The sequence below is a fragment of the Porphyromonas crevioricanis genome, from assembly GCF_900476255.1.
Taxonomy (GTDB): Bacteria; Bacteroidota; Bacteroidia; order Bacteroidales; family Porphyromonadaceae; genus Porphyromonas; species Porphyromonas crevioricanis.
Genome location: NZ_LS483447.1, coordinates 1,672,067 through 1,698,786 on the forward strand (window position 1 = coordinate 1,672,067; position 26,720 = coordinate 1,698,786).

Sequence of the window (26,720 nt, forward strand, 5' to 3'; positions counted from 1 at the left end):
TGCTCCTTGATCTATTTCTTACTGCTCCATAGAGGTACCCTCAATCTCATCTTCTTCCTCCATTGTGTCAGAAAAATCAGATTCTTCGTACTCTGCGGGCAGACCTTGCTCCGAAGACAAGTCTGAAAGATCATCTTCGTCATCTTCCTCAAATTCTGCTCTCAACACACCCAGTACATAATCTATAGTAGCCTCCTCCAAGTCTGTTGTATGGATCAATTCTTCGCGACTCTTACGAAGAACACTCTTGGCAGTGGTACACCCCTTGTCTTTGAGAATATCAAGCACCCATGTATCAATCTCATCAGCAAATTCATCCAAATAGATATCCTCCTCATCTACTACGTCTACATCTCTGAATACCTCTATCTGATAGCCGGTGAGAGCAGAAGCTAACTTGATGTTAGAGGCATTTTTCCCGATTGCCAAAGGCACCTGATCGGGACGCAAATAAACCTCAGCTCGCTTGTCATCTTCAAAGATGTTGATTGTAGATACGTGAGCGGGGCTGAGAGCTCGCTGAATGAAGAGGGTTTTGTTGGTCGTATAAGAAGTTACATCTATGTTCTCACCTCTCAACTCCCTCACAATACCACGTATACGAGATCCGTTCATACCCACACAAGCTCCTACAGGGTCTATACGGTCATCATAGCTTTCGACTGCCATTTTGGCCCTCTCTCCCGGGATACGGGCAACGCTCCGTATCGTGATCAACCCATCGGCAATCTCGGGAACATTCAGCTCAAAAAGACGTTTAAGAAACTCTCCACTCGTGCGGCTGAGAATAACTTTCGGGTTATTGTTGTCATTTTCCACTCGGTCTATAACAGCGTGTACCGTCTCTCCTTTACGGAAAAAGTCACTCGGTATCTGCTCTGCCTTGGGTATGATCAACTCATTGCCATCATCATCCAAAAGCAAGGCCTCTCGTTTCCATACCTGATACACTTCGGCGGAGATCAGCTGACCTACACGCTGCGAAAAACCTTCATAGAAATTCTCCTTCTGCAACTCCAAGATCTTACTCGAAAGAGCCTGTCTAAGATTAAGAATGGCACGACGCCCAAACTCCTCGAAATGGATTTGATCGGTGACATCATCACCCTCTTCTGCTTCGGGGTCAATGGTATGAGCCTCGGAGAGACCTACTTCTCGATTGACATCCTGTACTTGACCATCTTGCACCACCTGACGAGTGCGATAGATCTCGAAATCCCCTTTCTCGGGATTTATGATCACATCGTAATTCTCATCTGTGCCAAACATTTTGGACAACACATTGCGAAACGAATCTTCCAATACGTGGATCATCGTTTCTTTATCAATATTCTTCAGCTCCTTAAATTCTGCCAAGGAGTCGATCATGCTTATGGTCTCTTGTTTCTTAGCCATTCTTAAATACGTGTATTCTATATAATACGTGTTCCTTTCCTGTTTTGTGCCACCCAACTTGTCACATCTCTACCTTATAACAGGCTCGTTTGATATCATCCAAAGCCAATTGTACCTCCGTCGGGACATCTTTCTTGCGCTTACTACCCTCTGGTTTGATACGACGTACCACTTCCAGACAAATGCTTGCAGAATCGACAAAGAGCAATCGTCCCTCTTCTTTCACTCCTGTTTTGAGCAAAATCTCTACGGGCTTGTCGATATACTTCTGCCACTGACGCAAAGAGACAATAGGAGAGCTAATACCGGCAGATCCGACTTCAAGCTCAAAGTCTTCAATATCCCTGTCCAGACAAGACTCTATATGTTTACTCAGAGCAACACAGATAGATATATCCACAGAGCTGTCACTGTCAATCGTGACAGTGATACGATTCTGGGAATCAACTGTTACTTCCACGAGGAAAAGACAGGGATCAGACGCCAGATAGGTCTCTACTATTTGTTCTATTTCTGCTTTGCTGATCATACTGTATCTGACACTTCTTTATAAAAACGAGGAGGAAGCAAGTCACTCGCCTCCTCCACCTTCGCCACAAAGGTAACAAATAATTCTATATCATAGCTAATTGCCTGATTTGCGAGGACTATGCACACTCTCCATTCTGTATGTGCAACGATCTCTTATTAATCGCTTCTCAAGGCTTGAATTAAGATTTTCCTCAATCAATTGTCATATCTCTTGAATTTCATCGTTTTCAAATCAAAAATAAGCTCAAGGGTATTATCCAACTCGACCTCATAATGACGCCTGTCACGAGATATCTTTACGACCTTGGAATCTGGATGCTTGGTATTTACAAACACATTGATTTTGCTCGGAATCACCGAAACAGGGAGCATTACGGTATTACCGTCGATCTCCGTCCAGCGACCAAACTTGTCAAAATCAACAGAGACTCCATTTCTCATCCTCACTTCATACGAAGTAGAAAACACCTCATTGTCCATCATCACGAGGCTCACATCTGTACCCTTAAAGTGTTTATGCACAAACTCCTGAGCTTGCTTGGGAAGTTGATCGAACCGAATCGGTTTATCCTCAGCCCTTGCTACAAGAAAAACAGATGCTACAAACACCAAGACAAAAACAACTCTTCTAATCATGACTCTTCGTTTTATTGATTACTACAAACACACAAAGACATAGAAAAGCCTATATCTACTGTCGCTAAGATAACACATTACGAAGCATATAGTTCTTCATATCCTCAAGAAATAGATCAAAAAGATTCCAGACAAGGAGGATAAATTACAAAACAGCCATGGTATGCGAACAAGTTCACACAAAAAAAACTCAATCTTATAGACTCCTTGTGGATCAATTCCTCCTCTTCACAATAAGCCTTTCTTTCATCAAAATGGAGAGAATTCAGAGAAAATCCGCCTCTCCGATAGCCCGGAGAGCTTCTATTCGCTCCAGACAAGTAGCACATTTTCTACAAGGAGTCATTTCTCCCTTGTAGCAGCTCCATGTGCGACGATAGTCGATTCCCAAGGTCTTTCCTCGTTTGGCAATATCAATTTTAGACCATCCAGTATAGGGAGCTTTCAGGCAAACGGCATTGGAGGTGCCGTGTGCTATCGCTTCTCCCATAGGTAAAACAAAATCAGCTCGACAGTCCGGATATATGCTGTGATCCCCAAAATGATTGGCGATATAAATTTCAGCCAAGCCATAAGATTCAGCCAAGCCAGCTGCTATACTCAGCATGATTCCATTGCGAAAAGGAACAACAGTCGAAGCCATATTGTCTTCGGCATACTGCCCTTCAGGAATTTCTCCCCCACTCTGCAATAGATCACTCCGAAAGTATTGATTCATAAAAGACAAAGGAATGACGATATGGCGTATCCCCAGACGTTCGCAATGTTCCTTCGCAAATGGTATCTCTTTGGCATTATGCTTGGCACCATAGTCAAAGCTAACCCCCAAAGCTATGCGATCGGCAAAATCGTAGAGCATGGTCACACTATCCATTCCTCCGGACACAATGATCAGCCCTTTCCGAGTTTGATCCTCCTTCTTATTTAGTCTCATTTCTTGCATTTTGGCTCTTGCTTCCTAAATTTTCCGAGCAAAGATAATAGGAGAGTATTGTATGTATCTTCCTAAAGTCAACTTCGATCGTTTTTTGATAGATTTTAGAGAAAACAATGATCAGAATCAATGCTCGAAGAAAGCCTATTTATACACTATGTAAGAAACTAATCAAATCATAACATTGGAATCGATATGGCAAGAATCCCATTTTGCGATAGCTCGAAGAAACCCTTGTTCCCCATCTCTAAATACACATGTTATGTAAAAACACAATCGCAGAAAAACTAAAAAACGGAGAGGGAATAGGCTACATAGACGACTGAATACTCTCCTATTTTGGATGCTCTATACCGACCTCTCAAGATCCCGATGAACAGGGCGTTCTGGAGGGGGCGAAATTCTCTCCTGAGAGAAATTTTGCTAACACAGGAGAAAAAAATAATTTCCACAGGAGAGAATTTTCGTTCTCTCCCGTGTCAGCAAAAAACATCTCCTTACGGTATCAAAATAGAGACGAAAAAGGAAGCCTAAAACCCCCTATCAGGGTCTGAAAGAAGCCCTCTAATTAAAAACATAAATACACAAGATAAAACAAAAAACATACTTAAAAAAAGGAAGAGATAGCATATTAAGATCATTTCGGAAGTCTAAGCAGGGATCACCTATCTTGCGATTGGCAACACAATTGATTCTGAAACAAGCAAACCTAGATAAACTCGGAGACACAAAACAAATACACTCAAAGATCTTCTAAATTTTGACGCGGTTGCTCCGGCTGAGTTAGGCTAATTTTGACCCAGTTTATTTAGTACTTTTGCCCCTCGTAGTATGCAATCAACAAAACGCAATTGTATTATCGTCCGGCCATGAGACTGCTGCCCGTCAAACGACTGCATTGGTATATGTTACGCACATTTGTGCCTCTGCTGGTGATGACCTTCGGCATCTGCTGGTTCGTTGTGCTGATGCAATTTCTTTGGAAATATGTCGATGATATGGCCGGAAAAGGTCTGTCTCTCGACATATTGGGACAAATGCTCTTCTATTCGGCCATGCAGCTGGTCCCCATGGCTCTCCCGCTGGGCATACTTTTGGCCTCCCTAATGACTTTCGGCAACCTGGGTGAACGATTGGAGTTATTGGCAATGAAATCTGCTGGTGTTCCTCTACATCGCATCATGTTGCCACTATTTTTCGCCGTATGTGCTTGTGCTATAGGCTTGCTACTCTTCCAAAACAATCAGATAGCGAAAGCACAAGTCAAGCTATATACCATCATCTATTCGGCCCGAAACGCAACTCCGGAGCTGGAAATTCCTGAGGGGATTTTCTACAACGGGATCAAAGGTTACAATGTATATGTGACAAGCAAGAACCGCAAATCACACATGCTCTACGACATGATGATCTACGACCACAGTCAAGGTTTCGAGACGGCTCGCATTATACGCGCTGACTCGGGGAAACTGACTATGGATGAATCAAAAACCTTCCTTACTCTCAATCTTTTCTCAGGACGAAGTTTCCAAACATTAAGGAGGCAATCCTTTGCAGACCAACCAGAAGCAGTTCCCTCTTTCGATGAGCGATTCTCAAAAAAAGAGATTGTTATCCCCTTCGACACCAACTTCAAGATGGAAGATGAGGAAGGGATGCGTGGCACATACGTTGGTAAAAACTTGGTCGAATTACAGGGCATTGCAGACAGTGCCCTCTATGCCATTGACAGCATACGTATTGCCATAACACCCGGTCTTGAGAAAGACCTTGCGAAGAGCAGATTTTCTCCGAGCAGCCTCCTCTCACCTACACAAAAATCTCCTGAGGCGGTTGCTGAAAGGAACAACATTTGGAAAAAAGCCGAGCAAGAGCCATTAGATATGGACAGCCTGTGGGCAACCAGCTCTCCCTACACCATGCTTTCCGCCCTTCGAGAGGCAAATGACAGAATAAGCATGGTACGAAACGACATTGCATATGCCACGAGCGATTTACAACAAGAACTTTGGGTATATCGCGTACACAAGATGGAATGGTTTAGCCGATTTGCCTTTCCTGCTGCCTGCATTGTCTTTTTCTTTATAGGGGCCCCACTCGGAGCCATTATACGCAAGGGAGGGCTGGGTACACCTATCGTAGCCTCTGTACTCCTCTTCCTAATCTATTATATGCTGGATACTTTTGGCCGTAAAATGGTAAACTCCGGCGAATGGGCCGTATGGCAAGGGAAATGGCTCTCTACTGCCGTCCTGCTACCTTTGGGTATATTCCTTACCTACAAAGCTTCCCGAGACTCTTCCACACTCAACATAGACACCTACGTTCTCTTTATCAAAAGGCTTCTCAATCCTCGTCGAATACGGAAGATAGAGTACAAAGATGTGATTATCATAGAGGCTGATATCCATCAGGCTCATAAACAGATAAATGGGATACGAACCCAAATTGCACAGACAGTGGCCAGCCACGTGATGAGCTGTGCGTGGCCTCTGATATGGATATACGGATCTGAGCAGAGACAGCTGGTGCAGTTGCATACGCAATTGGAGCAGATGATAGATTACCTGAGGGATTGCCCCAAACGACTCGTTCAGGTTAAATTGATGGATATACCCTTGCTACCCAAACGCATTAGCAAATGGATTCCTCAATCGCGAATAGCAGCCTATATGCTAATGCTCCTACTACCCTTATCTTTGCCACTGACTGTCTATTTGGCTGTCAGACGGATACATATACACCGTGATATACGGCAACTGGCTCCTGTACTGGATGAGTTGGACAAGTTGTTGGACACCGATTATGAAGAATAAACAACACATATAATTATGGATACAGTGGACACCTTCAAACTTAATACTATTGAGGAGGCTCTTGAGGACTTTAAACAGGGCAAATTCCTCATAGTGGTAGATGACGAAGATCGCGAAAACGAGGGCGACTTCATCATTGCTGCGGAGAAAGTAACTCCGGAAAAGATCAACTTCATGATGCGCTACGGTCGTGGCGTGCTTTGTGCTCCCATCTCGGAAGAAAGAGCCGCTCAACTGGAATTAGAAATGCAAGTGCCAAATAACACTTCGGTACACGAAACCCCATTTACAATCACTGTAGACCGTCTGGGGAATGGCTGTACAACCGGTGTCTCCATGTACGACAGAGCACAAACCATATTAGCACTGGCAGACCCCAAAACATTGCCCACAGACCTCGGCCGACCGGGACATATCTGCCCACTCAGAGCCCGGTCTCGAGGAGTATTGAGACGCGCCGGACACACAGAAGCTGCTGTAGACCTCACTAAGCTGTGCGGTATGCAACCTGCAGCTGCACTCATAGAGATTATCAATGAAGATGGCACTATGGCTCGTATGCCACAACTGATAGAGGCTAGCGAAAAATGGGGAATCAAGATTATCACTATCAAAGACTTGATTGCTTATCGTCTGAAAAGGGATTGTATCATAGAGCGAGGCGTAGAAGTGAAAATGCCCACGCAGTATGGAGATTTCAGACTCATTCCTTATAGACAAAAGAGCAATGGACAGGAACATATAGCTCTCTTTAAAGGAGATATAAGCGGATCCACCCCTTTGCTCGTACGTATGCACTCCAGCTGCTCCACAGGAGATATATTTGCATCCAAACGTTGTGATTGCGGAGAACAACTCCACAAGGCCATGGAGATCATCGAAGCTGAAGGTCGAGGCTTGATTGTTTACCTTAACCAAGAAGGGCGTGGCATAGGGCTGATGGACAAGATGAGAGCATACCGATTGCAAGAGGAAGGAATGGATACGGTAGAAGCCAATCTGCACATTGGTCATGATGCTGATGAAAGAGACTATGGAGTGGGTGCGCAAATACTTAGAGATTTAGGGGTTAGCAAAATGCGCCTGATGACTAACAACCCGGTAAAAAGAGTTGGGCTGGAAGCCTACGGATTAGAGATATCCGAAGTGGTTCCTTTGGAAGTGACTCCGAATGCTTACAACAAAAAATACCTTGAGACCAAGCGCGACCGCATGGGGCACTCCCTGCACAAGCTAAAATAAGCAATGACCAATACCTTTTCGCCTCACCTCACAGAGTCTATCTGCTGAAGGTGAGGCGAACTGATATCTAGACAAAGAGACACATTTCCTCAAAAGCTGAAAGGCCTTTGAGGGTACTCAATCCGAAAACAATCCGGCATAAGCTATTACAAAACAAACCAAGCCAACCTCCTCTCTCGACCTTATATGAAAGACAGATCTCTACATTGGAGCTTAGACAAGAGCCTTCTCTCTGATATCATGCTCCTTATTTTCGGTTCTTTTTTGGAAGCCTTTGCTTATGCTGCATTCTGCCAGCCAAGTCAAATTGTTCCAGGTGGGGTCTACGGTCTTACGATTGCCATCAATCATGTGACCAAAGGCTTTTTAGGCTTTGCAGATGGCCTACCGATTGGCACAACAGCCCTATTTTTCAACGTACCTCTCTTCCTTCTTGCATGGCGCAAATTAGGGCTTTCCTCAGCAGGAAAAACAGTAGCTACTTTCTTGATGATCTCATTCTTCTCGGATTTGATTGGCAAACTAATGGGAGATATACGACTGGCAGAGGGAGATACCCTGCTGTCATCTTTCTATGGAGGGGCTATTTTGGGTGTAGGAGTTTTCTGTGTTTTCAAAGCTGGAGGGACGAGTGCTGGTACAGATGTTTTGGGTCGAATATTTACCCATAAAAACAACTTCAAACTCAGCTCCATGATCATCATCATAGACTCTGTGGTGGTGCTTATAGGACTTTTAGCTTTCAGAGATTGGACAGTCCCTCTCTATTCTTGGCTTACAATCGTGATCTATGGGCAAATTATCAATGTATTTATGCCAGAAAATCCTCTCAGAGCAGTCTTCATTATATCGTCCAAATCAACAGAATTAAGAGAACTGATCGTAAACAAGCTACACATGAGTGCAACCTACCTGCATGGTAAGGGCATGTACAGCAATGAAAACAAGGATGTCATATTCATGATTGTGGAGCGAAAGGATGTTCGCAAGCTCAAACAGCATATCCTGCAAGAGGATCCTTCTGCATTTATCTCTACAACCTCTGCTGCTCGGGATTCTCTGGCTCAACTCTCCGAAAAAGTCGGATAGAAGCGAAAAAGCAGAGGGAGCGGAGAAGTTGCAGGCAAAAACCTTTATTCTACTTTGTTTGGAGAGTTGGGTAAATGCTCTATCTTTGTCGTTGCTAACAAAAAGGCATTCGCGGCCGTGGTGTAATTGGTAGCCACGCTAGACTTAGGATCTAGTGACGAGAGTCGTGAGGGTTCGAGTCCCTCCGGCCGCACTTCCCCCTCTAAAAGGTCCCTGAGAGGTATCTCTTGGGGACCTTTTCGTATATCTTTGCGCATTATGTTGCAGGTAGAAAATCTTAGCAAGAGTTTTGGCGAACTTAAACTGTTGGAGAGTGTCTCTTTCAGTATAGAAAATGGTGAAAAAGTAGGGCTCATAGCCCCCAATGGAAATGGGAAGACTACACTACTAAAAATGCTGACAGGGGAACTTCAGCCGGATGAAGGACGTATTGTTTACAGCTCCGATATGAGAATCGCCTATCTCGAACAGCAACCTTATATAAATCCCAAACATACGATCATAGAGGCCTGTCTTGATGGGGATGATGCCCTAAGTCAGTTGCTGCGACAATGGGAACTTGCTGTACAAAAGGGCGACGGAGAGGCAATGGGCAAGCTATCCGAAAGAATGGATAGTATGCAGGCCTGGAGCGTGGAGCACAATGTGGCTGAAATACTCGGGAAACTTGGCATTACGGATATTCATCGCCCCTGCCAAAAGCTCTCCGGAGGAGAAGCAAAACGCATCGCTCTGGCAAGAGTGCTCATACAGGAGCCTAACCTGCTGATATTTGACGAACCGACTAACCACCTAGATCTCGACTCAATAGAGTGGCTGGAGGATTATCTTTCTCAGGCTCACATGGGGCTGTTATTGGTAACACACGACCGATACTTTCTGGATAGAGTTTGCTCTCGCATTATAGAAATCGATGACCTCTCGCTATACTCCTATCAAGGGAACTATCACTACTATGTCGAGAAAAGAGAAGAAAGACTCGCTGCACGAGAGGCATCTGTGGGCAAAGCTCGTAATCTTATGCGGAAAGAGCTAGATTGGATACGAAGACAGCCTCAAGCCAGGGGAACAAAAGCCAAATATCGTATTGAGGCTTTTGAAAAACTGAAGTTGCAGGCTCAATCCGGCAATATCCAAACAGAAATAGACCTAAGCAAGCATCAGTCTACCTACCTCGGCAAGAAGATATTCGAAGCAAAAAATGTATCTAAGCGTTTTGGCGAAAAAGTAATTTTGGACAATTTCTGCTACACTTTCAGCCGCTACGACAAGGTGGGAATTATTGGTCCAAATGGAGTGGGTAAAACCACTTTCCTAAAACTTCTTCTGGGTTTGGAGCAGCCTGATAATGGCTGTTTTGATATCGGGGAAACTGTCCGTTTCGGGTATTACAGACAAGAAATGCCCCCTTTCGACCCGGGGAAAAGAGTTATAGACACAATCACCGACATTGCTGACACTATCATTTATCCAGATGGAGGCAGTATCTCGGCCTCGCAATTGCTGAATCGTTTTTTATTTCCTCCACATAAGCAATACAGCCCAATTTGCAAGCTGTCCGGTGGCGAATTACGACGACTCTATCTATGCACCGTCCTCATCTCCGCTCCCAACTTTTTGATTCTTGACGAACCAACCAACGACTTGGATATAGTCACTCTAAACGTGCTGGAAGATTATCTGAGTGAGTTCACAGGTTGCGTGCTTGTAGTTTCTCACGACCGGTTTTTCATGGACAAAATTGTATCACATCTATTCTATTTCGAAGGCAACGGATGTATCAAGGATTTCCCTGGTAATTACAGCCAGTGGCGTTTGTTAAAGGAATTTCGAGAATCCGAATCCGTTGTCTCTACAAACTCCGACAAGCAAACAACAGCCAAAGAAGAAAAGAAAAAGCCAGTCCAGAGAGAAAAATACAAACTCTCATTCAAGGAGCAGAAGGAATACGACAATAACAAAAATCGCATCGAAGAGCTGGAAAAAGAGCAAAAAGAACTGGAAAAGATACTTTCTTCGGGGACATTACAAGATATAGAACTACGAGAGCAGTCTATCCGAATCGGAAAAATCATGGAGGAGATGGAGCTGCTTATTTTCCGGCAATTAGAGCTGGAAGACAGCATTGAGGACAAATCGGGTCAATGACCTCAACAAATACGATTAATTATTCTCCAGAACAAAAAAACAAGCATGAGTTTTCTACTACTTATTATCGGATTGATATTGGTGGTGGGTGGAGCCCACTACCTCACAGACGGAGCCTCATCCATAGCTCATAACAAAGGAGTCTCTCCGTTAGTCATAGGTCTTACTGTCGTAGCTTTCGGCACCTCTGCTCCGGAATTGGCCGTGAGTGTCAGTTCCGCTTTACAAGGGAGTGGAGATATAGCGGTCGGTAATGTGGTCGGATCCAACATCCTGAATATCCTACTCATAGGAGGGCTCTCTGCTATTATCAGCACTCTCTCAGTAAGTCGATCGTCTATTAAATATGAGATCCCGATGTGTCTGCTTTTCAGCATCCTTTTGTCAGCTATGTGTCTGGATCATTTTTTGGGGGGAGGAGTCAACCAGATTTCTCGTTTTGAAGGGATGATGCTACTACTCTGTTTTTTCGCATTCTTCGGATATACTTTTTGGATTACTCGCCAAAGCAAAAGAGCTGCCGAAAATACTTCCGTAAACGTCAAGAGCAAAAGCACATGGCTGTCTATCATCCTTGTGGGAGGAGGACTGGCCGGGCTTATATTCGGTGGTGATCTCTTTGTCAAAAACGCAATAGATATAGCCAGGCAGTACAAAGTACCGGAGTCTGTCATTGGTCTCACCATTGTAGCCATAGGCACCTCTCTACCCGAACTTGCGACCTCTGTAATAGCGGCCATAAAAGGGGAGCATGATATTGCCATCGGAAATATCGTAGGCTCCAATATCTTCAATATGACTCTTATCTTGGGTACATCAGCCTGCATCACCCCACTCTCAATGTCGGGTATCTCCTGGACGGATTTGCTGGTCATGATCATAGCTGTGGCCATGCTTTTTCTATTCAGTCTCCTATGGGGTGAGAGGAAAATAAATCGAGTAGAAGGAACATTACTCCTAATTACATTCACCGGATATATGTATTTTCTTCTGTCTTCCTCCAACATTTGAAATTTGTGGTCCCTACCCGATACTCAAAATATGCGACAGGGTGAACAAGTAAGACTCTTTGCAGTTATTGTGAATATACAGAGAGGGTATGTCGTGTACCCCAAATATTTGGATAAAGCAATCGAAAGAATATGGATAAAAAATTAGCAGATCTCGCACGGGCCTATCATGCTGGAGAAAAGCCCGGAAAAATAGAAATAAGACCCACCAAACCATACTCAACACAGCACGATCTGACTCTGGCGTACAGCCCAGGAGTAGCGGTGCCTTGTCTGGACATACAAAAGCACGAATCATCTGCATATGACTATACATCCAAGGGCAATCTCGTTGCTGTTATCTCCAATGGCACAGCAGTGCTTGGGTTGGGAGACATAGGAGCCTTGGCTGGCAAGCCGGTAATGGAGGGGAAAGGACTTCTCTTCAAGATATATGCGGGGATAGATGTTTTCGACATAGAAGTTAATGAGAAAGACCCCAAGAAATTTATCGAGATAGTAAAGGCGATAGCACCAACATTCGGGGGAATCAACCTGGAGGACATTAAGGCTCCCGAATGTTTTGAAATAGAGGAGAAACTTAAGCAGGAACTTAATATCCCTGTGATGCATGATGACCAGCATGGTACAGCTATCATTTCTGCAGCCGGATTGCTCAATGCTTTGATCTTGGCCGAAAAGTCGATAGAAGATGTTCGTATTGTGATCAATGGAGCCGGAGCATCTGCCTTCTCATGTACCAAACTATACGAATCTTTTGGGGCCAAACGAGAGAACATTGTGATGTTGGATAGCAAGGGGGTGATTACGCAAGATCGACAAGACCTCACTGAGCAGAAGCGTTACTTCGCCACTGACCGGAAAGAACTAAGAACCCTCTCGGATGCAATAGCAGGAGCGGACGTATTTGTAGGCCTTTCCCGTCCCGGGGTATTGACTCAGGAGATGATAAAGACGATGGCACCCTGCCCAATCGTTTTTGCTTTGGCCAACCCAGATCCGGAAATCACATACGAAAAAGCCAAAGCTGCAAGGGAAGATGTGTTGATGGCAACAGGTAGATCCGACTATCCGAATCAGATCAACAACGTGATCGGGTTCCCCTATATTTTCCGTGGAGCATTGGATGTTCGAGCCACTGCGATCAACGAAGACATGAAGCGAGCAGCCACATTAGCCATAGCTGCTATTGCAAGAGAATCCGTTCCGGATGAAGTTTCTCGCGCTTACGGCAACATCAATCTTCATTTTGGCCCTGATTATTTCATTCCCAAGCCGGTAGACCCTCGACTCATCGTGCGAGTATCGAAAGCTGTTGCTCAAGCTGCAATAGAAAGTGGTGTGGCAACAAAAGAAATAGAAGATTGGAATGCCTATGAAGATGAATTGATGAGCAGGCTCGGGCTGATGAGCCACTTAACTCGCAGACTGCACGAAGCAGCCAAACTTACACAGCACAGAGTTGTCTATGCAGCCGGTGAAAATCCAGCCATACTCAGAGCTGCGGCCACTGTTTACAACCAAGGCTTGGCACAACCCATCATATTGGGAGATCCCAAGCATATCAAGCACCTGGCAAAGGAGCTGGATGTGGATATTAAGGGGTTGGAAATCGTAAATCACCGCAGCGAAGATGAACAACAAAGGAGACAGCTGTATGCAGAAACCTTTGCCGAAAGGAACTGGAGAAAAGGTGGTAATGTGCCAGAGGCTTTGGACAAGATGTTCGACCCAAATTATTTCGGCATGATGATGCTCAATCATGGGGATGCCGATGCTATGATCACCGGCATATACAGTCACCACAGTCATTTGGCTCGGATAGCACAGAAAACGGTTGGTTTGCAGGAAGGGGTAAATCACTTTGCCACAATGCATATGGTTAGTCTAAAGAATGGCCCTTTGTTTTTGGCTGACACAACCATTAACTACCGTTTGGATGCCGAGGCCTTGGTAGACATAGCTGTTATGGCAGCTGAGAAAGTCCGCTGTTTCGGTATCAAACCGGTGATAGCCCTTGTTGGCTTCTCCAATTTCGGATCGGATGATGCAAGCCCCTCGGTAGAAGTACAAAAAGCGATCTCCATACTGCACAAAGAGCATCCCGAGCTGTTAGTAGATGGAGAAATGCAAGTCTCCATGGCTCTTCATGCAGACAAAAGAGACAAGCGGTACCCCAATAACAAATTGAAAGGGCATAATGCGAATGTTCTGATTTTCCCTCGTCTATCCGCTGCCAATGCATGTTACCAGCTATTGCGAGAAGCAGATGATGCACAAGAAGTGGTCGGTCCTATTCAAATGGGACTCAACAAGCCTGTTTACTTTGCCGACCAAGAGGCTTCTGTTACGGATATTGTGAATATCACGGCATTGGCAACGCTGGATCACTCTTCGTGTATCGTTTAACAAGTTCTCCCAAATAGAAAAACAACGAATACCCATCTTGTGAGAATGTCATGATAGAGGCGTTGCGATATTGCAACGCCTCTAGTCATAATAATCCGACACTATTGAATTCTCAATGACAGATCTCAATAGTCTTAATTACCAATCTTGGGAAAGTGTATTACCAATCTCGAGATTGCTCATTACAAATCCGAAGAAAACCCATTTACGCTCTTCCATAAGATCCATATCATTCTTTTCACTCGTATCATACAATCTTCATATTTTCCGGAAAAGCCTTGTACCTAAAGGGATAAGAATCCAAATGCAATAGCCCTATTTTAGGGCATAGTACATTAGTCTCCTAATGGATAAATTGTACCTTTGAGGGTCGTACTACATTTGTGAAAAGAGACTCAAATGACCTAATAAAATCGGATAGAACCCGACAAATACGACAAGTCAAGACCTTCGCTCAGATGAGCTTGAGGGCACCAAACTTATAGACAAAAAAAATGATATACAATGACAAACAACTGGAAGCTACACCCCTTCAGCAAAGACGAAGAGCGAGTGGGAGTGGAGATAGCCAAAGCACTACGATTATCCCCCGTAGTAGGCCTCCTATTGGCCAGGCGAGGGATAAACTCTCCCGAGGAAGCCAGTCACTTCTTTAAGCCTAAGCTAGAAGAACTGCACGATCCATTCCTCATGAGGGATATGGATAAGGCGGTGGCCAGATTGAATATGGCCATAGGCAGGAAAGAAAAAATCCTAATCTATGGCGATTATGATGTAGATGGAACTACAGCTGTAACCCTCGTATATAAGTATTTGCGGACTGTTGGGTGCTCGGAAAGTTCCCTTGATTACTATATACCTGACCGCTACGACGAGGGCTATGGAATTAGCTACCGAGGCATAGATTATGCCCACCAATGGGGAGCAAAGTTGGTCATCGTGCTGGACTGCGGTATAAAAGCAGTAGAAAAAGTAGCTTATGCCAAAAGTCTGGGGATAGACTTCATCATCTGTGATCATCATAACCCAGACGAAAAACTGCCCGATGCAGTGGCTGTACTCGACGCCAAGAGGAAAGACAATACATACCCATTTGAGCACCTCTCCGGCTGTGGTGTGGGATTCAAGTTTATGCAAGCCTTCGCCTTGGACAATGGCTTTTCCATCGATGAACTCTGTCGCAACCTTGACCTTTTGGCCGTAAGCATTGCTTCAGATATTGTCCCCGTAACAGGTGAAAACCGCATCCTGGCCTACCACGGCCTCAAAAGACTGAACCAAAATCCATCACTCGGGTTAAAAACGATTATACGTATGTCCGGATTAGAAAATACTCGTATCGATATGGGGGATATCGTCTTTAAGATAGGCCCACGCATCAATGCTTCCGGCCGTATGATGAATGGACGAGAAGCTGTGGAGCTCCTTTTAGCAAGCGACAAAGAAACAGCGAAGAAATGCTGTGCTGCTATCGACAACTACAACGACCAACGACGCGAACTTGACAAAAGCACAACGGACGAGGCGACAGCTATTGTAGAATCGGATCCGGAGTACACCAGGAACAAAGTTATCGTCCTCTACAAACCGGACTGGCATAAAGGAGTAATAGGCATAGTAGCCTCTCGACTGACAGAGCGATATAGTCGCCCAACGATCGTACTCACAAAAAGCAGTGAACACATAAGTGGATCGGCCCGATCGGTTGAAGCATTCGATATCTACAAAGCCATAGAGTCTTGCCGGGATATACTTGTGAACTTTGGAGGTCATACTTATGCAGCTGGACTCACTCTTGCCGAAAAAGACTTGCCTCTTTTTACCAAGCGAATTCAGACATTTGCAAATGAGAACTTGCAAGAATGTCAACTGAAACCAAGCATTGATATAGATGCCCAAATAGAATTAGCTGATGTAACTCCCAAATTGCTGAGAGATCTAAAGAGGATGAGTCCATTTGGACCGGAAAATACCAAGCCTGTTTTTCTAACCTCCGGAATATATGATGCCGGTAGTTCCAGAACCGTCGGAAAAAATCAAGAACATCTTAAACTTGATCTTACCGATGCTTACCATCAAATCGGACCTCTCAAAGGAATTGCATTCAGACAAGCCGCTTCAGCAGAGCAAATAAAGGGGAATAAGCCTTTCAGTATATGCTTCACGGTTGAAGAAAACTATTTCAACGGCACGACTTCGATGCAAATGCTCATACAGGATATCTCTACTGACCAATGAGGAGATCGTACTGGTATGTCAACTCCCAATATCGGCAAACATGAGTTGGATGAGTTGTTAGACGATATCTATCGCAACAACTCATCCACGGAGCGAGAAAGAGGATTCGGTAATAATCAGAGAACTTCTAACCAGACAGATACTAACTCTGATGAATTGCCAGGGGATGAAAACACCCCTCTTCCTCCCCCCAACAATGTAGGTACTTCGGAAGAATGTAGGGCGAATTTGTGGAGGAAAGGTGTTCAAAACAAAAGACTCTCCCCCAAACAAGTACTAAAGAAGTATTGGGGATATGAAAACTTTCGGCCACTACAAGAAGACATAATCCTATCTGTTCTTGAGGGGCATGACACGATGGGTCTGATGCCTACCGGAGGAGGGAAGAGTATTACATTTCAGGTTCCCGGGCTTATCCTTCCCGGAGTCACCTTGGTTATAACCCCTCTCATCGCTCTGATGAAAGACCAAGTAGACCACCTTAAAGAACAAAGAATACCGGCTGCAACAGTACATTCGGGAATGTTATACGAAAAGGTCATCTCTACTCTCGAAAATACTTGTTTCGGATCCTACAAATTCCTCTACCTCTCCCCGGAACGGATAACATCCGAACTCTTCCTCAACAAACTGCCTCAGTTACAAATAAGCCTGATCGTAGTAGACGAATGCCACTGCATCAGTCAGTGGGGATACGATTTCAGGCCTTCCTACCTCAACATCATCGAATTGCGCAAAGCTGTTCCGGAAGTCCCTGTATTAGCTCTGACTGCCACCGCCACCCCACAGGTAGCTCAAGACATTCGTCGTCTGCTTGGTTTCCGTTCAGATGCTCGCCTCTTCCAAAAAAGCTTTTTCCGCCCCAACCTGTCCTACGTCATCCGTCGAACACAAGACAAAGACGGCATGATATTACATATATTGCGATCAGTCTCCGGCTCAGCTATCGTGTATTGTAGGAATCGCAAACAAACGAGGGAAATAGCCAAGCTTCTCGAAGCAGAAGACATATCAGCTGATTTTTTTCATGCAGGTCTAAATTATACGGAGCGTGCTATCAAGCAGAATAATTGGAAAAACAATCAGACACGGGTCATAGTGGCGACCAATGCTTTTGGTATGGGAATAGACAAGCCTGACGTGAGGTTGGTCATACACTATCAAATGCCCAATTCTCTGGAAGAATACTATCAGGAGGCAGGACGTGCAGGCCGCGATGGAGAAAGAGCTTATGCGGTATCATTGGTCACAAAAAAAGACAGAGGGGTCCTGAAGAGGCGTATTAACGACGAATTTCCAAGCAGGGAGTTTGTCCGCCAGATATATGATGCTGTTTGCAATTATCTAATGATCGGCGAGGGAGAAGGATTTGAAAAAGTTTTTGATTTCCCAATAGAGCAATTTATTTACCAATTCAAGTTACCTTCTGTCCGCACCCAATCGGCCATACGGATTATCGAAATGTCGGGCATATGGACGGTCATTGAGCAAGAGAGTCGATCCAGACTCCGTTTCCTCTGTAAACGAGATGAATTGTACACCTATAAATTTGCAAACCCCACTGAAGAACTGGTCCTCAACGTAATATTAAGATCCTACGAGGGAGTATTTATTGACTTTGCTTTCATAAACGAAGTATTCATTGCCAACAAGGCTGGTCTAAACTCACAGCAAGTTTACAACATACTGGTCGAACTGGACAAAAAGGATATTCTGCATTACATTCCTCAAAAAAACACTCCTCGTCTGCTGATGAATATCAGACGAGAGGACAGTTCTCTAATACGCATTACCAAGGATGCTCTGGAAAATCGCAAAGAGAAATTCCAAGAAAGACTCAATAGTGTACTCAACTACATTGAAAAAGACAATTGCTGCAGGAGCCGGACTTTGGTAGGCTACTTCGGAGAGTGTCTCCTCTCCCCTTGCGAAAACTGTGATGTCTGCCTCAAGCGCAAACAAAATATACCTGCTTATTTCTTCGAGAAGGTATCAAACTCCATAAAGGAACTAACCGAGAGTGAAGGATTAAAAGAAATCTCTATCTCGCAACTGGCAAAAAAAAGTGGTCTGACCGAGATAAATGTAGCACATACTCTGCATGTCTTGAGCTTTGAAAGTCCCGAATGGTATGTACTTGGAGATATACTCATTTGGAAATAAAAGGAGGAAACCTCCACTCTCTAATGTCGAGAAAATGGACAAAAAACAAAGAAGACTTCGACTGATATGTCGTTTGGTAGAAACAGAGGAGATTGACAATCAACTTCTGCTCCAAAAGAGAATGAAAGAGCAAGGAGAAGTAGTCAGTCAGGCTACACTATCGAGAGATCTAAAAGAAATAGGGGTACAACGAATCTGCTTAGAGAAGGGAAAGCACCGATACAGAGTTTCTCAAGAATTGATACAAGAAGCCTCGAACAGGCAACAGAGTAGCCCTCTCGGGTTTTCTGGTATCTACGGCCAAATATCTACAGCCGGAGCAGTGATACATACAGCTCCTGGCCAAGCTCAACAGTTGGCTAAATGGATAGATGGCATGAAACTATTATCGCTGGCCGGAACCATAGCCGGACATGATACGGTATTGCTATTGATGGCTCCTGGTTCAGATCCATATCGCCTTTTGGAGAATCTTAGGATAGAGATTCGGCATAATCTTCAATAATATCAGCCAAAGCCTCAACCCACTGCTGGCTGGCGTTGAGACAAGGCAATAACTGGAGAGACTCTCCCCCAAGTGATAAAAAAGCCTCTTTTTCTCTCTCTCCTATCTCATCTAATGTCTCCAGGCAATCACATACCAAGCCAGGACTCGCCACCGAAACCTGTCGAAATCCTTTACCTGCCAATTCTGCCAATCTTTTTTTGAGAGAGGGGCCCAACCAAGTGCTATGGCCCATTTGAGATTGGAATACTGTTTCTACTTCTAACCCTTCTATGTTCAGTCTCTCTGATATAAGTCGAGAAGACTCGATGCACTGGTATTGATAACAAACTTCTGCCTCCAGAGAGCCAGAAGCACAACACAGAGATGAATGTGTATGCCCAGTAAAAAGCACAGAAGCCTTGTGTAAATGACTTACCGGAATACTGTGAAAAGCTAAAAGAAGATGCTTACATCCTCTCCTCTCCAAATCTGGACGAATCACATCACAGACAGCAGAAATATATTTCTCCGATTTATAAAAGGGAGGTAAAACATCTATACGTATTTGATTTCCCAGCAAAGTCCTTATCTCAGACAATGCATGCTCGGCAGCAGTATGGTAACCACTGAGTGCGAATTGAGGGAAAAGGGGAACAACCAACAGACATTTCAACTCGTGAGTATTTTTTTTTCGTAGTGTCCGCAAGGCTGTTTGCACCGATGGTGCTCCATATCGCATAGCAGAGACAATCGGCAAACAAAGATGGGATTCCAACAGAACAGTCAACCGTTCCATTGTTTCAACAAGAGGGAAAGTTTCTCCAGAATTCCTCCACAATCGCTGATACATCGCTGCAGACTTCCTTTTTCGAAAAGGAATAATAACTCCTCGTATCAAGATTTGTCTCCACAGCCAAGGCAAAGAGATCACATATTTATCTGTGAGAAATTTCTTTAAGAAAGCAGCAACGTCGGCTATCTCAGGTGAAGCTGGAGAGCCGACGTTGATAAGTATCACACCATCGTAAGGGAGGTGCATCTAGAGGACTATAAAAAGAGAAAAACAGTATCAATACTTACGACCATACACAGCCCTATCACCCAATTCCTCCTCTATGCGGAGTAACTGATTGTATTTGGCCATTCTATCTGAGCGGCTTAATGACCCCGTCTTTATTTGTCCGGAATTAGTGGCAACAGCAATGTCTGCAATTGTACTGTCTTCCGTCTCTCCTGAACGATGGGAAGTCACAGTTGTATATCCATTCCCTTGAGCCATAGATATGGCATCAAGAGTTTCCGTCAGTGTACCTATCTGATTTACCTTGATAAGGATGGAGTTAGCACAATGAGATTCAATTCCTTTAGACAAGAAATTCACATTAGTCACAAAAAGATCGTCTCCCACCAATTGACAGCTTCCTCCAATAGTTTCAGTCAGCTTCTTCCAGCCATCCCAGTCATTCTGATCCATACCATCCTCTATCGAATCGATAGGATAACGATCTATCAAGCTCTTCAAATAAGCTACCTGCTCTTCCGAACTACGCACTGCAGCATTCTCTCCCTCAAATATGCGATAGTCATATTTACCATCCTTGTAAAATTCGCTAGAGGCGCAATCCAAGGCAATTCGAACATCCTTACCTGGCTCATATCCTGCTGTCTGGATAGCTTCAAGAATAGAATCAAGAGCATCTTCAGTTCCTTCTAATTCAGGGGCAAAACCTCCTTCATCTCCTACAGCCGTGGAAAGATTCCGATCTTTGAGCACTTTTTTCAATGCATGAAATACCTCTGTCCCCATTTGGAGACCTTCACGAAAACTGTTGGCTCCAACCGGACGGATCATAAACTCCTGAAATGCGATCGGAGCATCGCTATGAGCCCCACCATTTATAATGTTCATCATCGGTACCGGCAACACATAAGCATTTACACCTCCCAAATAGCGATATAGTGGCATTTCGAGGTAGTTGGCAGCAGCCTTAGCTACAGCCAAAGAAACTCCCAAAATGGCATTAGCTCCCAAACTACCCTTATTCGAAGTACCATCCAAATCAATCAGGGTTCTGTCTATAGCTCTCTGATTAGAAGCATCCATGCCAATGATGGCAGGTGCTATCTTCTCATTGACATTTGTCACTGCCTTGAGGACTCCTTTACCGAGATATCTCTTCTTATCTCCATCTCTCAATTCTACGGCCTCGTGTTCACCAGTTGAAGCACCACTTGGAACGGCAGCACGCCCCATCACACACTCATCCAAATACACATCTACTTCTACAGTGGGGTTGCCTCGCGAATCTAATATCTCGCGCCCAATTACTTTGGTAATCTTCATCTTCTTCGTCTTATTTGTTTTTCATTCTGACTCTTTAAGGAAAGGCAAATATACAACATTCACACAGAAGAAAGGTTTTTTTCTATCCTTAAGGCTCTCTGTTTGGCTCAACATGAATTAAGAAAAAGGGCTACCTCGGTATTTCCGAGATAGCCCAAAATCATTTTAGATAGCCTCTCTCCTACTTGAGCCAACGATCAAGCCAACCAAAGAACGAACGTTGCCAAAGCATAGCATTTTGTGGCTGCAATATCCAGTGGTTCTCATCGGGAAAGATCAACATCTCTGCAGGAACACCTCTCATCTTAGCAGCATCAAAGGCCATCATTCCTTGAGAAGCGAGGATACGATAATCGAGTTCCCCATGTATGATCATGATAGGAGTATCCCAGTTCTGCACAAATTTATGTGGAGAGTTGGCAAATGTACGTTGAGCTGTCCCATTGTCTTTCTCCCAAGGGGCTCCTCCCATATCCCAATTAGCAAACCATTTTTCTTCTGTCTCAAAATATTGAGATTCTATGTTAAAGATCCCAGCATGTGCTATGAATGCAGCAAAACGCCCCTCATGATGCCCAGCCAACCAATAGACGGAAAAGCCTCCATAACTGGCACCCACACAACCCATCTTGTCTTTAGCTATCCATGGCTCTTTCTTCAACTCATCAGCTGCTGTCATGTAGTCTTTCATATTCTGACCTCCATAGTCTCCACTAATCTGCTCATTCCATTTCTGGCCAAAACTAGGTACCCCATGCCTATTGGGAGCAATCACTACATAGCCCTGCTCAGCCATAAGGCGCAAATTCCACCGAAAACTCCAAAATTGGCTGATAGGGTCTTGAGGTCCTCCCTGGCAATAGAGAATAGATGGATATTGTTTTTTCTCATCGAACTTTGGGGGCAATAATACCCAGACCAGCATTTTCTCTCTATTGGTGCAAGTAATCCAACGCTTCTGACAAACAACAGGAGACAAAGACTCCATTATCTCTTTGTTTTCATTTGTAACACGACGAGTATTTCCCTTTCTAAGGTCCACCTGATACAAATCTGTCGGTTCAAGAAAAGATTGTCTTGCGGCAAGCATAATGCCATTCTTCATGTCAAACCCCGTATAATCCCACATTCCATCCGTAATCTGGCAGATCTTTCTATCCTTAAGCCTAATACTCCAGAGCTGTGTCTCAGCTTGTTTACAGGCCACAAAGTAAATCATCCGGCCATCCTCAGACCATTGGAAATGATCCACATTCAAATCGAAATCCGGATTGACCCATTCCTTTGTACCATCCAGCAAATTCATCACAAAAAGGCGTTTAAGATCTGACTCATATCCGTCTCGCTCCATACTGATCCAAGCCACTCGTTTCCCATCCGGAGAGAACTTAGGGAAAGTATCATACCCCATCATTCCTTCGGAGAGATTAAGCGTTTTTCCTGAGACCACATCATACAAGTAGATATCCGAATTTGTCGATACAGCATAAGCCATACCAGTCTTCTTGCGACTTGCGTAGACAATTTGCTTTCCATCTGGGCTCCATGACAAATCCTCCATTCCACTAAAGGGGCGCATAGGACATTCGTACGGCTCTCCCTGCAAAATATCCTTTCCTTCGGATATTGGCACATCGGCAAGTTTAGCAAGGTAGGGGTGTGGAGTTGTTGTTACCCATTCATCCCAGTGTTTGTACAAAAGGTCCTTTACCACTCGGCCAGAGGCCTTGGGAAGATCAGGATAAATATCACCAGCTGTCTTAACAGACTTATGGCTATGTACATAGATTACTTCCTTTTCATCAGGGGAAAAAAGATATCCTTCAATACCACCCTGCACATCTGTAAGCTGTCGAAGATCATTGCCATCGGCAGACATACTCCACAACTGTTTCGAACCAGACGAAGAACTCAAAAAAGCAATTCTTCGTCCTCCGTCTATCCAACAAGGCTCACTTTCACTATGAGATGTGTTCGTTAATCTCATCTTATTCTTCCCATCTATCCCTATCAAGAAGAGATCAGACTGTGAACAATTGTCTTCAATACTCGGGTAAGATATGGTATACACTACTTGTTTCCCGTTTGGAGATAAGGCATATCCTCCCACTCTGGCCATTGTGAGTAAGGTCTCAGCAGACATACCTCCATTCACAGACGAAGCAGGCATCTGAGCCGAAGCAATCGAAGAAGTAGCTATCGCGGCTGCAGCCATTGCACTAAGAATTGATTTGTTCATTATTGATGATTTAGGATTAGGTTGTAGTCAAGTTTCAGTAGGGTAGGTCTTTTACAAATATGACTTTAGACTCTTTCGACAGGATAGGCCTTCATTACTCAATGAGACACAAAAAAACTTCGTCTTCACAACTTAGGCTGCGAAGACAAAGCTCTAAAAAGGGCTATTGCCAAAAGACAAGGCAGTGTGCGACGGAAAGGAATCAAGGGCTACAATAAAAAAAGCCTCAAGCATCACTTCACCCGAATAGATCTATTAATCTGCAGATTTCCTTCTTTGATACCAGGATTCAGTCTTTTTATTTTGCTCACTGTTGTAGAATTCCGCTTTGCGATAGCAGACAAAGTATCACCTCTTTTGATCCGATGTGTTTTAGGTCTTCTCTGTGCTGCAGCCGATCTACTGCCAGCTTTACGACCAGCACGATAAATCGGAGACTTTACTGCCCTCTGTATGGCACCCTTCCTGAAGTGATACACATCATCAAGAGGAACACCTTGTTCTAAATCAAATAGATCAGCCGGATTAATAGCAATTCCCATAAAACGGCACTCAAAGTGAAGGTGTGGCCCTGTTGATCTACCTGTATTACCTCCTAATCCGATAGGCTGACCAGCCTTTATGATGTCTCCTTCGTTGGCTATGCGACGGCTCATGTGCCCATAAATAGTCTCCAAGCCATTAGGATGACGGACGATAACATAATGGCCATAACCTCTGGGCTCAAATGAACTCACTCGAACTCGCCCATCAAAAGCCGATACAATCGTATCTCCTGTAACCAAACCCATATCGGTTCCGTAGTGCATACGACCGAAACGCTTGCGATAACCATATCCTGAAGTGAGCTTCCTGCTCTCTATTGGCATCACAAAACCAGAGCAGTCAATATCATAACTGTCAGGGATTTCGGCTGACATCTCTGTGAGTGGATTCACGAACTTTCCCCAACTATCTTCCCCATACAAATCCACAGCAGGATCTGTCAAATCCTCATGCATACGGACCTCTGCAAAGGCTCTTTCTCGTTCTGCTTTTTCCTTTTTCGCCCTGACATTCAAGTCCAAGCGGTCTGCCATCAGTCGCTGTGTAGTGTCCATAGCACTGATGTGCTGAGATCTCCGACTTCTAGAATACACCCCTGCACGAGAGGATTCCGAGGGAGCAGCCCAAGAAATAGTAATCGCACAAATGGAGCAAAACAGAAGTGCTACAACTCTGTTTGTCATTCAATTTCCTTTTTATTTCAACACAAACAAAGCTTACTTACGTCACCCCACAAGAAGACCTAAGTAAACTCCGGTACCACCGTACCTCGTCAAAGGTAGAAAAAAACAAAGAATTTCCAAGACTAACTGTGGGGAAATAACTATCATAAATATCCTTTTGGATATGTGATCATGAAGGGAAAAGCGAGGTCAACTTATCCTTCAATATCGTGTACGCATGGCTCTCGCCATCTCTCTCTTGTCATCTTTTTCTTTCAAAGAAGCTCGTTTGTCATAGAGTTTCTTGCCTCGAACAAGTGCTATGCTAAGTTTGGCAAGCCCCCTCTCACTAATAAACAGTTTGAGAGGAACAATTGTATTACCTGCTACACGCACTCCTTCTTCCAGATGACGCAACTCCTTGCGATTGAGCAACAACTTCCGGTCTCTCCTATCAAGATGGTTATTGTACGAGCCATAGAAATAAGGAGCTATGTATATATTTTTTGCCCACAACTCTCCATTGTGGAATATGCAATAGCTGTCGACCAATCCAGCCTTCCCCAACCGAAGACTCTTGATCTCAGTACCAACGAGCACAATACCAGCTGTATAGGTATCTAATATTTCATAATCAAAAGAGGCTCGTTTATTTTTGATCTGTATTTGAGTCTGTTTATTCTGCTTTTTCATATTCAGGATATCAACATTAACGAGGAGCCCTTGTATAAATGTAGGCCGCAATAAAGAGATAGACAAAATTAGGCAGCCAAGCAGCCATCCAGGGAGACATGCTACCACTCACGGCAAAAGTGCTGGTAGCTGTAGTAAACAAGATGTAACCAAAACTCAACCCAAGTCCTATGGCAATATTAAATCCTAATCCTCCTTTGAGCTTACGCGCCGAAAGAGACAAACCGATCACAGTAAGTAGGAAAGCTGTCATAATCGCTGCATATCTCTTATGTAACTCTATAGCATAGAGTTTTGCATTGCCAACTCCCCTCTCTTGTTGTCTGGAAATGTATTTGCTTAACTGTGGAGTCGTCATAGTCTCCATATCCTCCAGGCTAACCAGGAAATCTGATGGCTGTATATGCAGAAGAGTATCGATAGTTCGGCCAGTGATAACCTCCTGCTTCATATCCTTGTAGTTATTAATCACATAATTGTGTACCATCCAATGTCCACTGTCAGCATACTCAGTTCGGACGGCTGTCAAGCGAGAGACGAGTCTATTACCATCAAACTTTTCCATAGAGAACTGGTATCCCGTATTTATCTCCTCATTGTAGGAACCGAAATAGACAAAGACATCTTTCTGTACTTCCATCTGTATATTCTCGTCATAAGTCATCTTTCTATTTTTGATATACTGGTTCTGGAAATCTATACGAGTCTTATTAGCAGGAGGGATGAGAAAACTATTGAGCAAGAAAGTGAGTATCGCTATTACAGCTGCGGAGAACATATATGGTCTCATTAATCGCTTAAAACTGATTCCTCCAGCAAGCATGGCTATAATCTCACTATTCTCTGCCAATTTGGTGGTAAAAAAGATCACCGATATGAAGGTGAATAGAGGGCTGAAAAGGTTCGCATAATAGGGGATAAAGTTCAGGTAGTAGTCGAAAATGATTGCTCTTAGAGGAACTTCTGGTTTCAAAAAGTCGGATATCTTCTCATTGATATCAAATACGACAGCTACGGACAAAATAAGGAGAATAGAGAAGAAATAAGTCCCCAAAAATTGTCGCAGTATATAGCGATCTATTGTAGTGAACAATCGCACCTTTCTTGCCATTTGACTATACATCAACCCTTAATCTTA

General features: G+C 44.1%; 19 protein-coding genes and 1 tRNA gene. 10 read left to right on the top strand and 10 right to left on the bottom strand.

All coding sequences use genetic code 11. From position 1 onward, the window contains the following. Positions 1–18 precede the first annotated feature (18 nt). From nusA to queC, 4 genes are all read right to left on the bottom strand, one after another. Positions 19–1,395 (bottom strand): transcription termination factor NusA, encoded by a 1,377-nt coding sequence (nusA, locus tag DQN70_RS07290; protein ID WP_036889473.1) that lies wholly within the window; start codon positions 1,393–1,395, stop codon positions 19–21. Positions 1,396–1,456: 61 nt separating this feature from the next. Then, on the bottom strand, positions 1,457–1,924 hold the full coding sequence (gene rimP / locus DQN70_RS07295) for a ribosome assembly cofactor RimP (protein WP_023937711.1): 468 nt from the start codon (positions 1,922–1,924) through the stop codon (positions 1,457–1,459). A gap of 197 nt (positions 1,925–2,121) precedes the next feature. Next, the gene (locus DQN70_RS07300; RefSeq protein WP_023937709.1) at positions 2,122–2,562 is read right to left on the bottom strand and encodes a PepSY-like domain-containing protein; all 441 of its coding nucleotides are present in this window, start codon (positions 2,560–2,562) and stop codon (positions 2,122–2,124) included. Between the two features lie 265 nt (positions 2,563–2,827). After that, entirely contained in the window at positions 2,828–3,496 is a 669-nt protein-coding gene (gene queC, locus DQN70_RS07305; RefSeq protein ID WP_042120305.1) for a 7-cyano-7-deazaguanine synthase QueC, read from the bottom strand. Positions 3,497–4,401: 905 nt separating this feature from the next. On the opposite strand from queC, the gene DQN70_RS07315 reads away from it, so the two are divergent. From DQN70_RS07315 to DQN70_RS07360, 10 genes are all read left to right on the top strand, one after another. Beyond that, positions 4,402–6,312: an LptF/LptG family permease gene (locus DQN70_RS07315; protein WP_231968812.1), complete on the top strand. Its 1,911-nt coding sequence runs from the start codon at positions 4,402–4,404 to the stop codon at positions 6,310–6,312. Positions 6,313–6,327: 15 nt separating this feature from the next. Continuing rightward, positions 6,328–7,554, top strand: coding sequence for a bifunctional 3,4-dihydroxy-2-butanone-4-phosphate synthase/GTP cyclohydrolase II (locus DQN70_RS07320; protein ID WP_023940331.1), 1,227 nt, complete (start codon positions 6,328–6,330; stop codon positions 7,552–7,554). A 186-nt stretch (positions 7,555–7,740) separates the two neighbouring features. Next, positions 7,741–8,643, top strand: a complete 903-nt coding sequence (locus DQN70_RS07325; RefSeq protein ID WP_036888726.1) for a YitT family protein — start codon at positions 7,741–7,743, stop codon at positions 8,641–8,643. Between the two features lie 111 nt (positions 8,644–8,754). Continuing rightward, a tRNA-Leu gene (locus DQN70_RS07330) sits at positions 8,755–8,836 on the top strand. 65 nt (positions 8,837–8,901) lie between these two features. After that, entirely contained in the window at positions 8,902–10,791 is a 1,890-nt protein-coding gene (locus tag DQN70_RS07335) for an ABC-F family ATP-binding cassette domain-containing protein (RefSeq protein WP_023940327.1), read from the top strand. A gap of 45 nt (positions 10,792–10,836) precedes the next feature. After that, a complete protein-coding gene (locus tag DQN70_RS07340) occupies positions 10,837–11,802 on the top strand; it encodes a calcium/sodium antiporter (RefSeq protein ID WP_023937697.1) in 966 nt (321 codons plus the stop codon). 131 nt (positions 11,803–11,933) lie between these two features. Then, on the top strand, positions 11,934–14,210 hold the full coding sequence (locus tag DQN70_RS07345) for an NADP-dependent malic enzyme (RefSeq protein WP_023940325.1): 2,277 nt from the start codon (positions 11,934–11,936) through the stop codon (positions 14,208–14,210). A gap of 504 nt (positions 14,211–14,714) precedes the next feature. After that, positions 14,715–16,448: a single-stranded-DNA-specific exonuclease RecJ gene (recJ, locus tag DQN70_RS07350; RefSeq protein ID WP_023937690.1), complete on the top strand. Its 1,734-nt coding sequence runs from the start codon at positions 14,715–14,717 to the stop codon at positions 16,446–16,448. Between the two features lie 15 nt (positions 16,449–16,463). Further along, on the top strand, positions 16,464–18,611 hold the full coding sequence (locus DQN70_RS07355; RefSeq protein ID WP_023940323.1) for a RecQ family ATP-dependent DNA helicase: 2,148 nt from the start codon (positions 16,464–16,466) through the stop codon (positions 18,609–18,611). Positions 18,612–18,645: 34 nt separating this feature from the next. Further along, a complete protein-coding gene (locus tag DQN70_RS07360; RefSeq protein WP_023937687.1) occupies positions 18,646–19,116 on the top strand; it encodes an arginine repressor in 471 nt (156 codons plus the stop codon). Here the strand turns inward: DQN70_RS07360 and DQN70_RS07365 are convergent. The 6 genes from DQN70_RS07365 to DQN70_RS07390 all read right to left on the bottom strand — a co-directional run bounded on the left by DQN70_RS07365 (position 19,085) and on the right by DQN70_RS07390 (position 26,693). Continuing rightward, positions 19,085–20,137, bottom strand: coding sequence for a ferrochelatase (locus DQN70_RS07365; protein WP_023937685.1), 1,053 nt, complete (start codon positions 20,135–20,137; stop codon positions 19,085–19,087). The two genes, DQN70_RS07360 and DQN70_RS07365, sit on opposite strands and share 32 nt — an antisense overlap. Before the next feature lie 30 nt (positions 20,138–20,167). Then, complete coding sequence (eno, locus tag DQN70_RS07370; RefSeq protein WP_023937683.1) at positions 20,168–21,442, bottom strand: phosphopyruvate hydratase; 1,275 nt, start codon at positions 21,440–21,442, stop codon at positions 20,168–20,170. A 181-nt stretch (positions 21,443–21,623) separates the two neighbouring features. Beyond that, positions 21,624–23,681 carry a S9 family peptidase gene (locus tag DQN70_RS07375; protein ID WP_023937682.1) on the bottom strand — a complete coding sequence of 686 codons (2,058 nt, stop codon included), beginning with the start codon at positions 23,679–23,681 and terminating at the stop codon, positions 21,624–21,626. 233 nt (positions 23,682–23,914) lie between these two features. Next, positions 23,915–24,781, bottom strand: coding sequence for a M23 family metallopeptidase (locus DQN70_RS07380; RefSeq protein WP_231968814.1), 867 nt, complete (start codon positions 24,779–24,781; stop codon positions 23,915–23,917). A gap of 330 nt (positions 24,782–25,111) precedes the next feature. Then, on the bottom strand, positions 25,112–25,582 hold the full coding sequence (gene smpB / locus DQN70_RS07385) for an SsrA-binding protein SmpB (RefSeq protein ID WP_023937680.1): 471 nt from the start codon (positions 25,580–25,582) through the stop codon (positions 25,112–25,114). Between the two features lie 16 nt (positions 25,583–25,598). Beyond that, complete coding sequence (locus DQN70_RS07390) at positions 25,599–26,693, bottom strand: LptF/LptG family permease (protein WP_036888855.1); 1,095 nt, start codon at positions 26,691–26,693, stop codon at positions 25,599–25,601. Between the last annotated feature and the right edge of the window lie 27 nt (positions 26,694–26,720).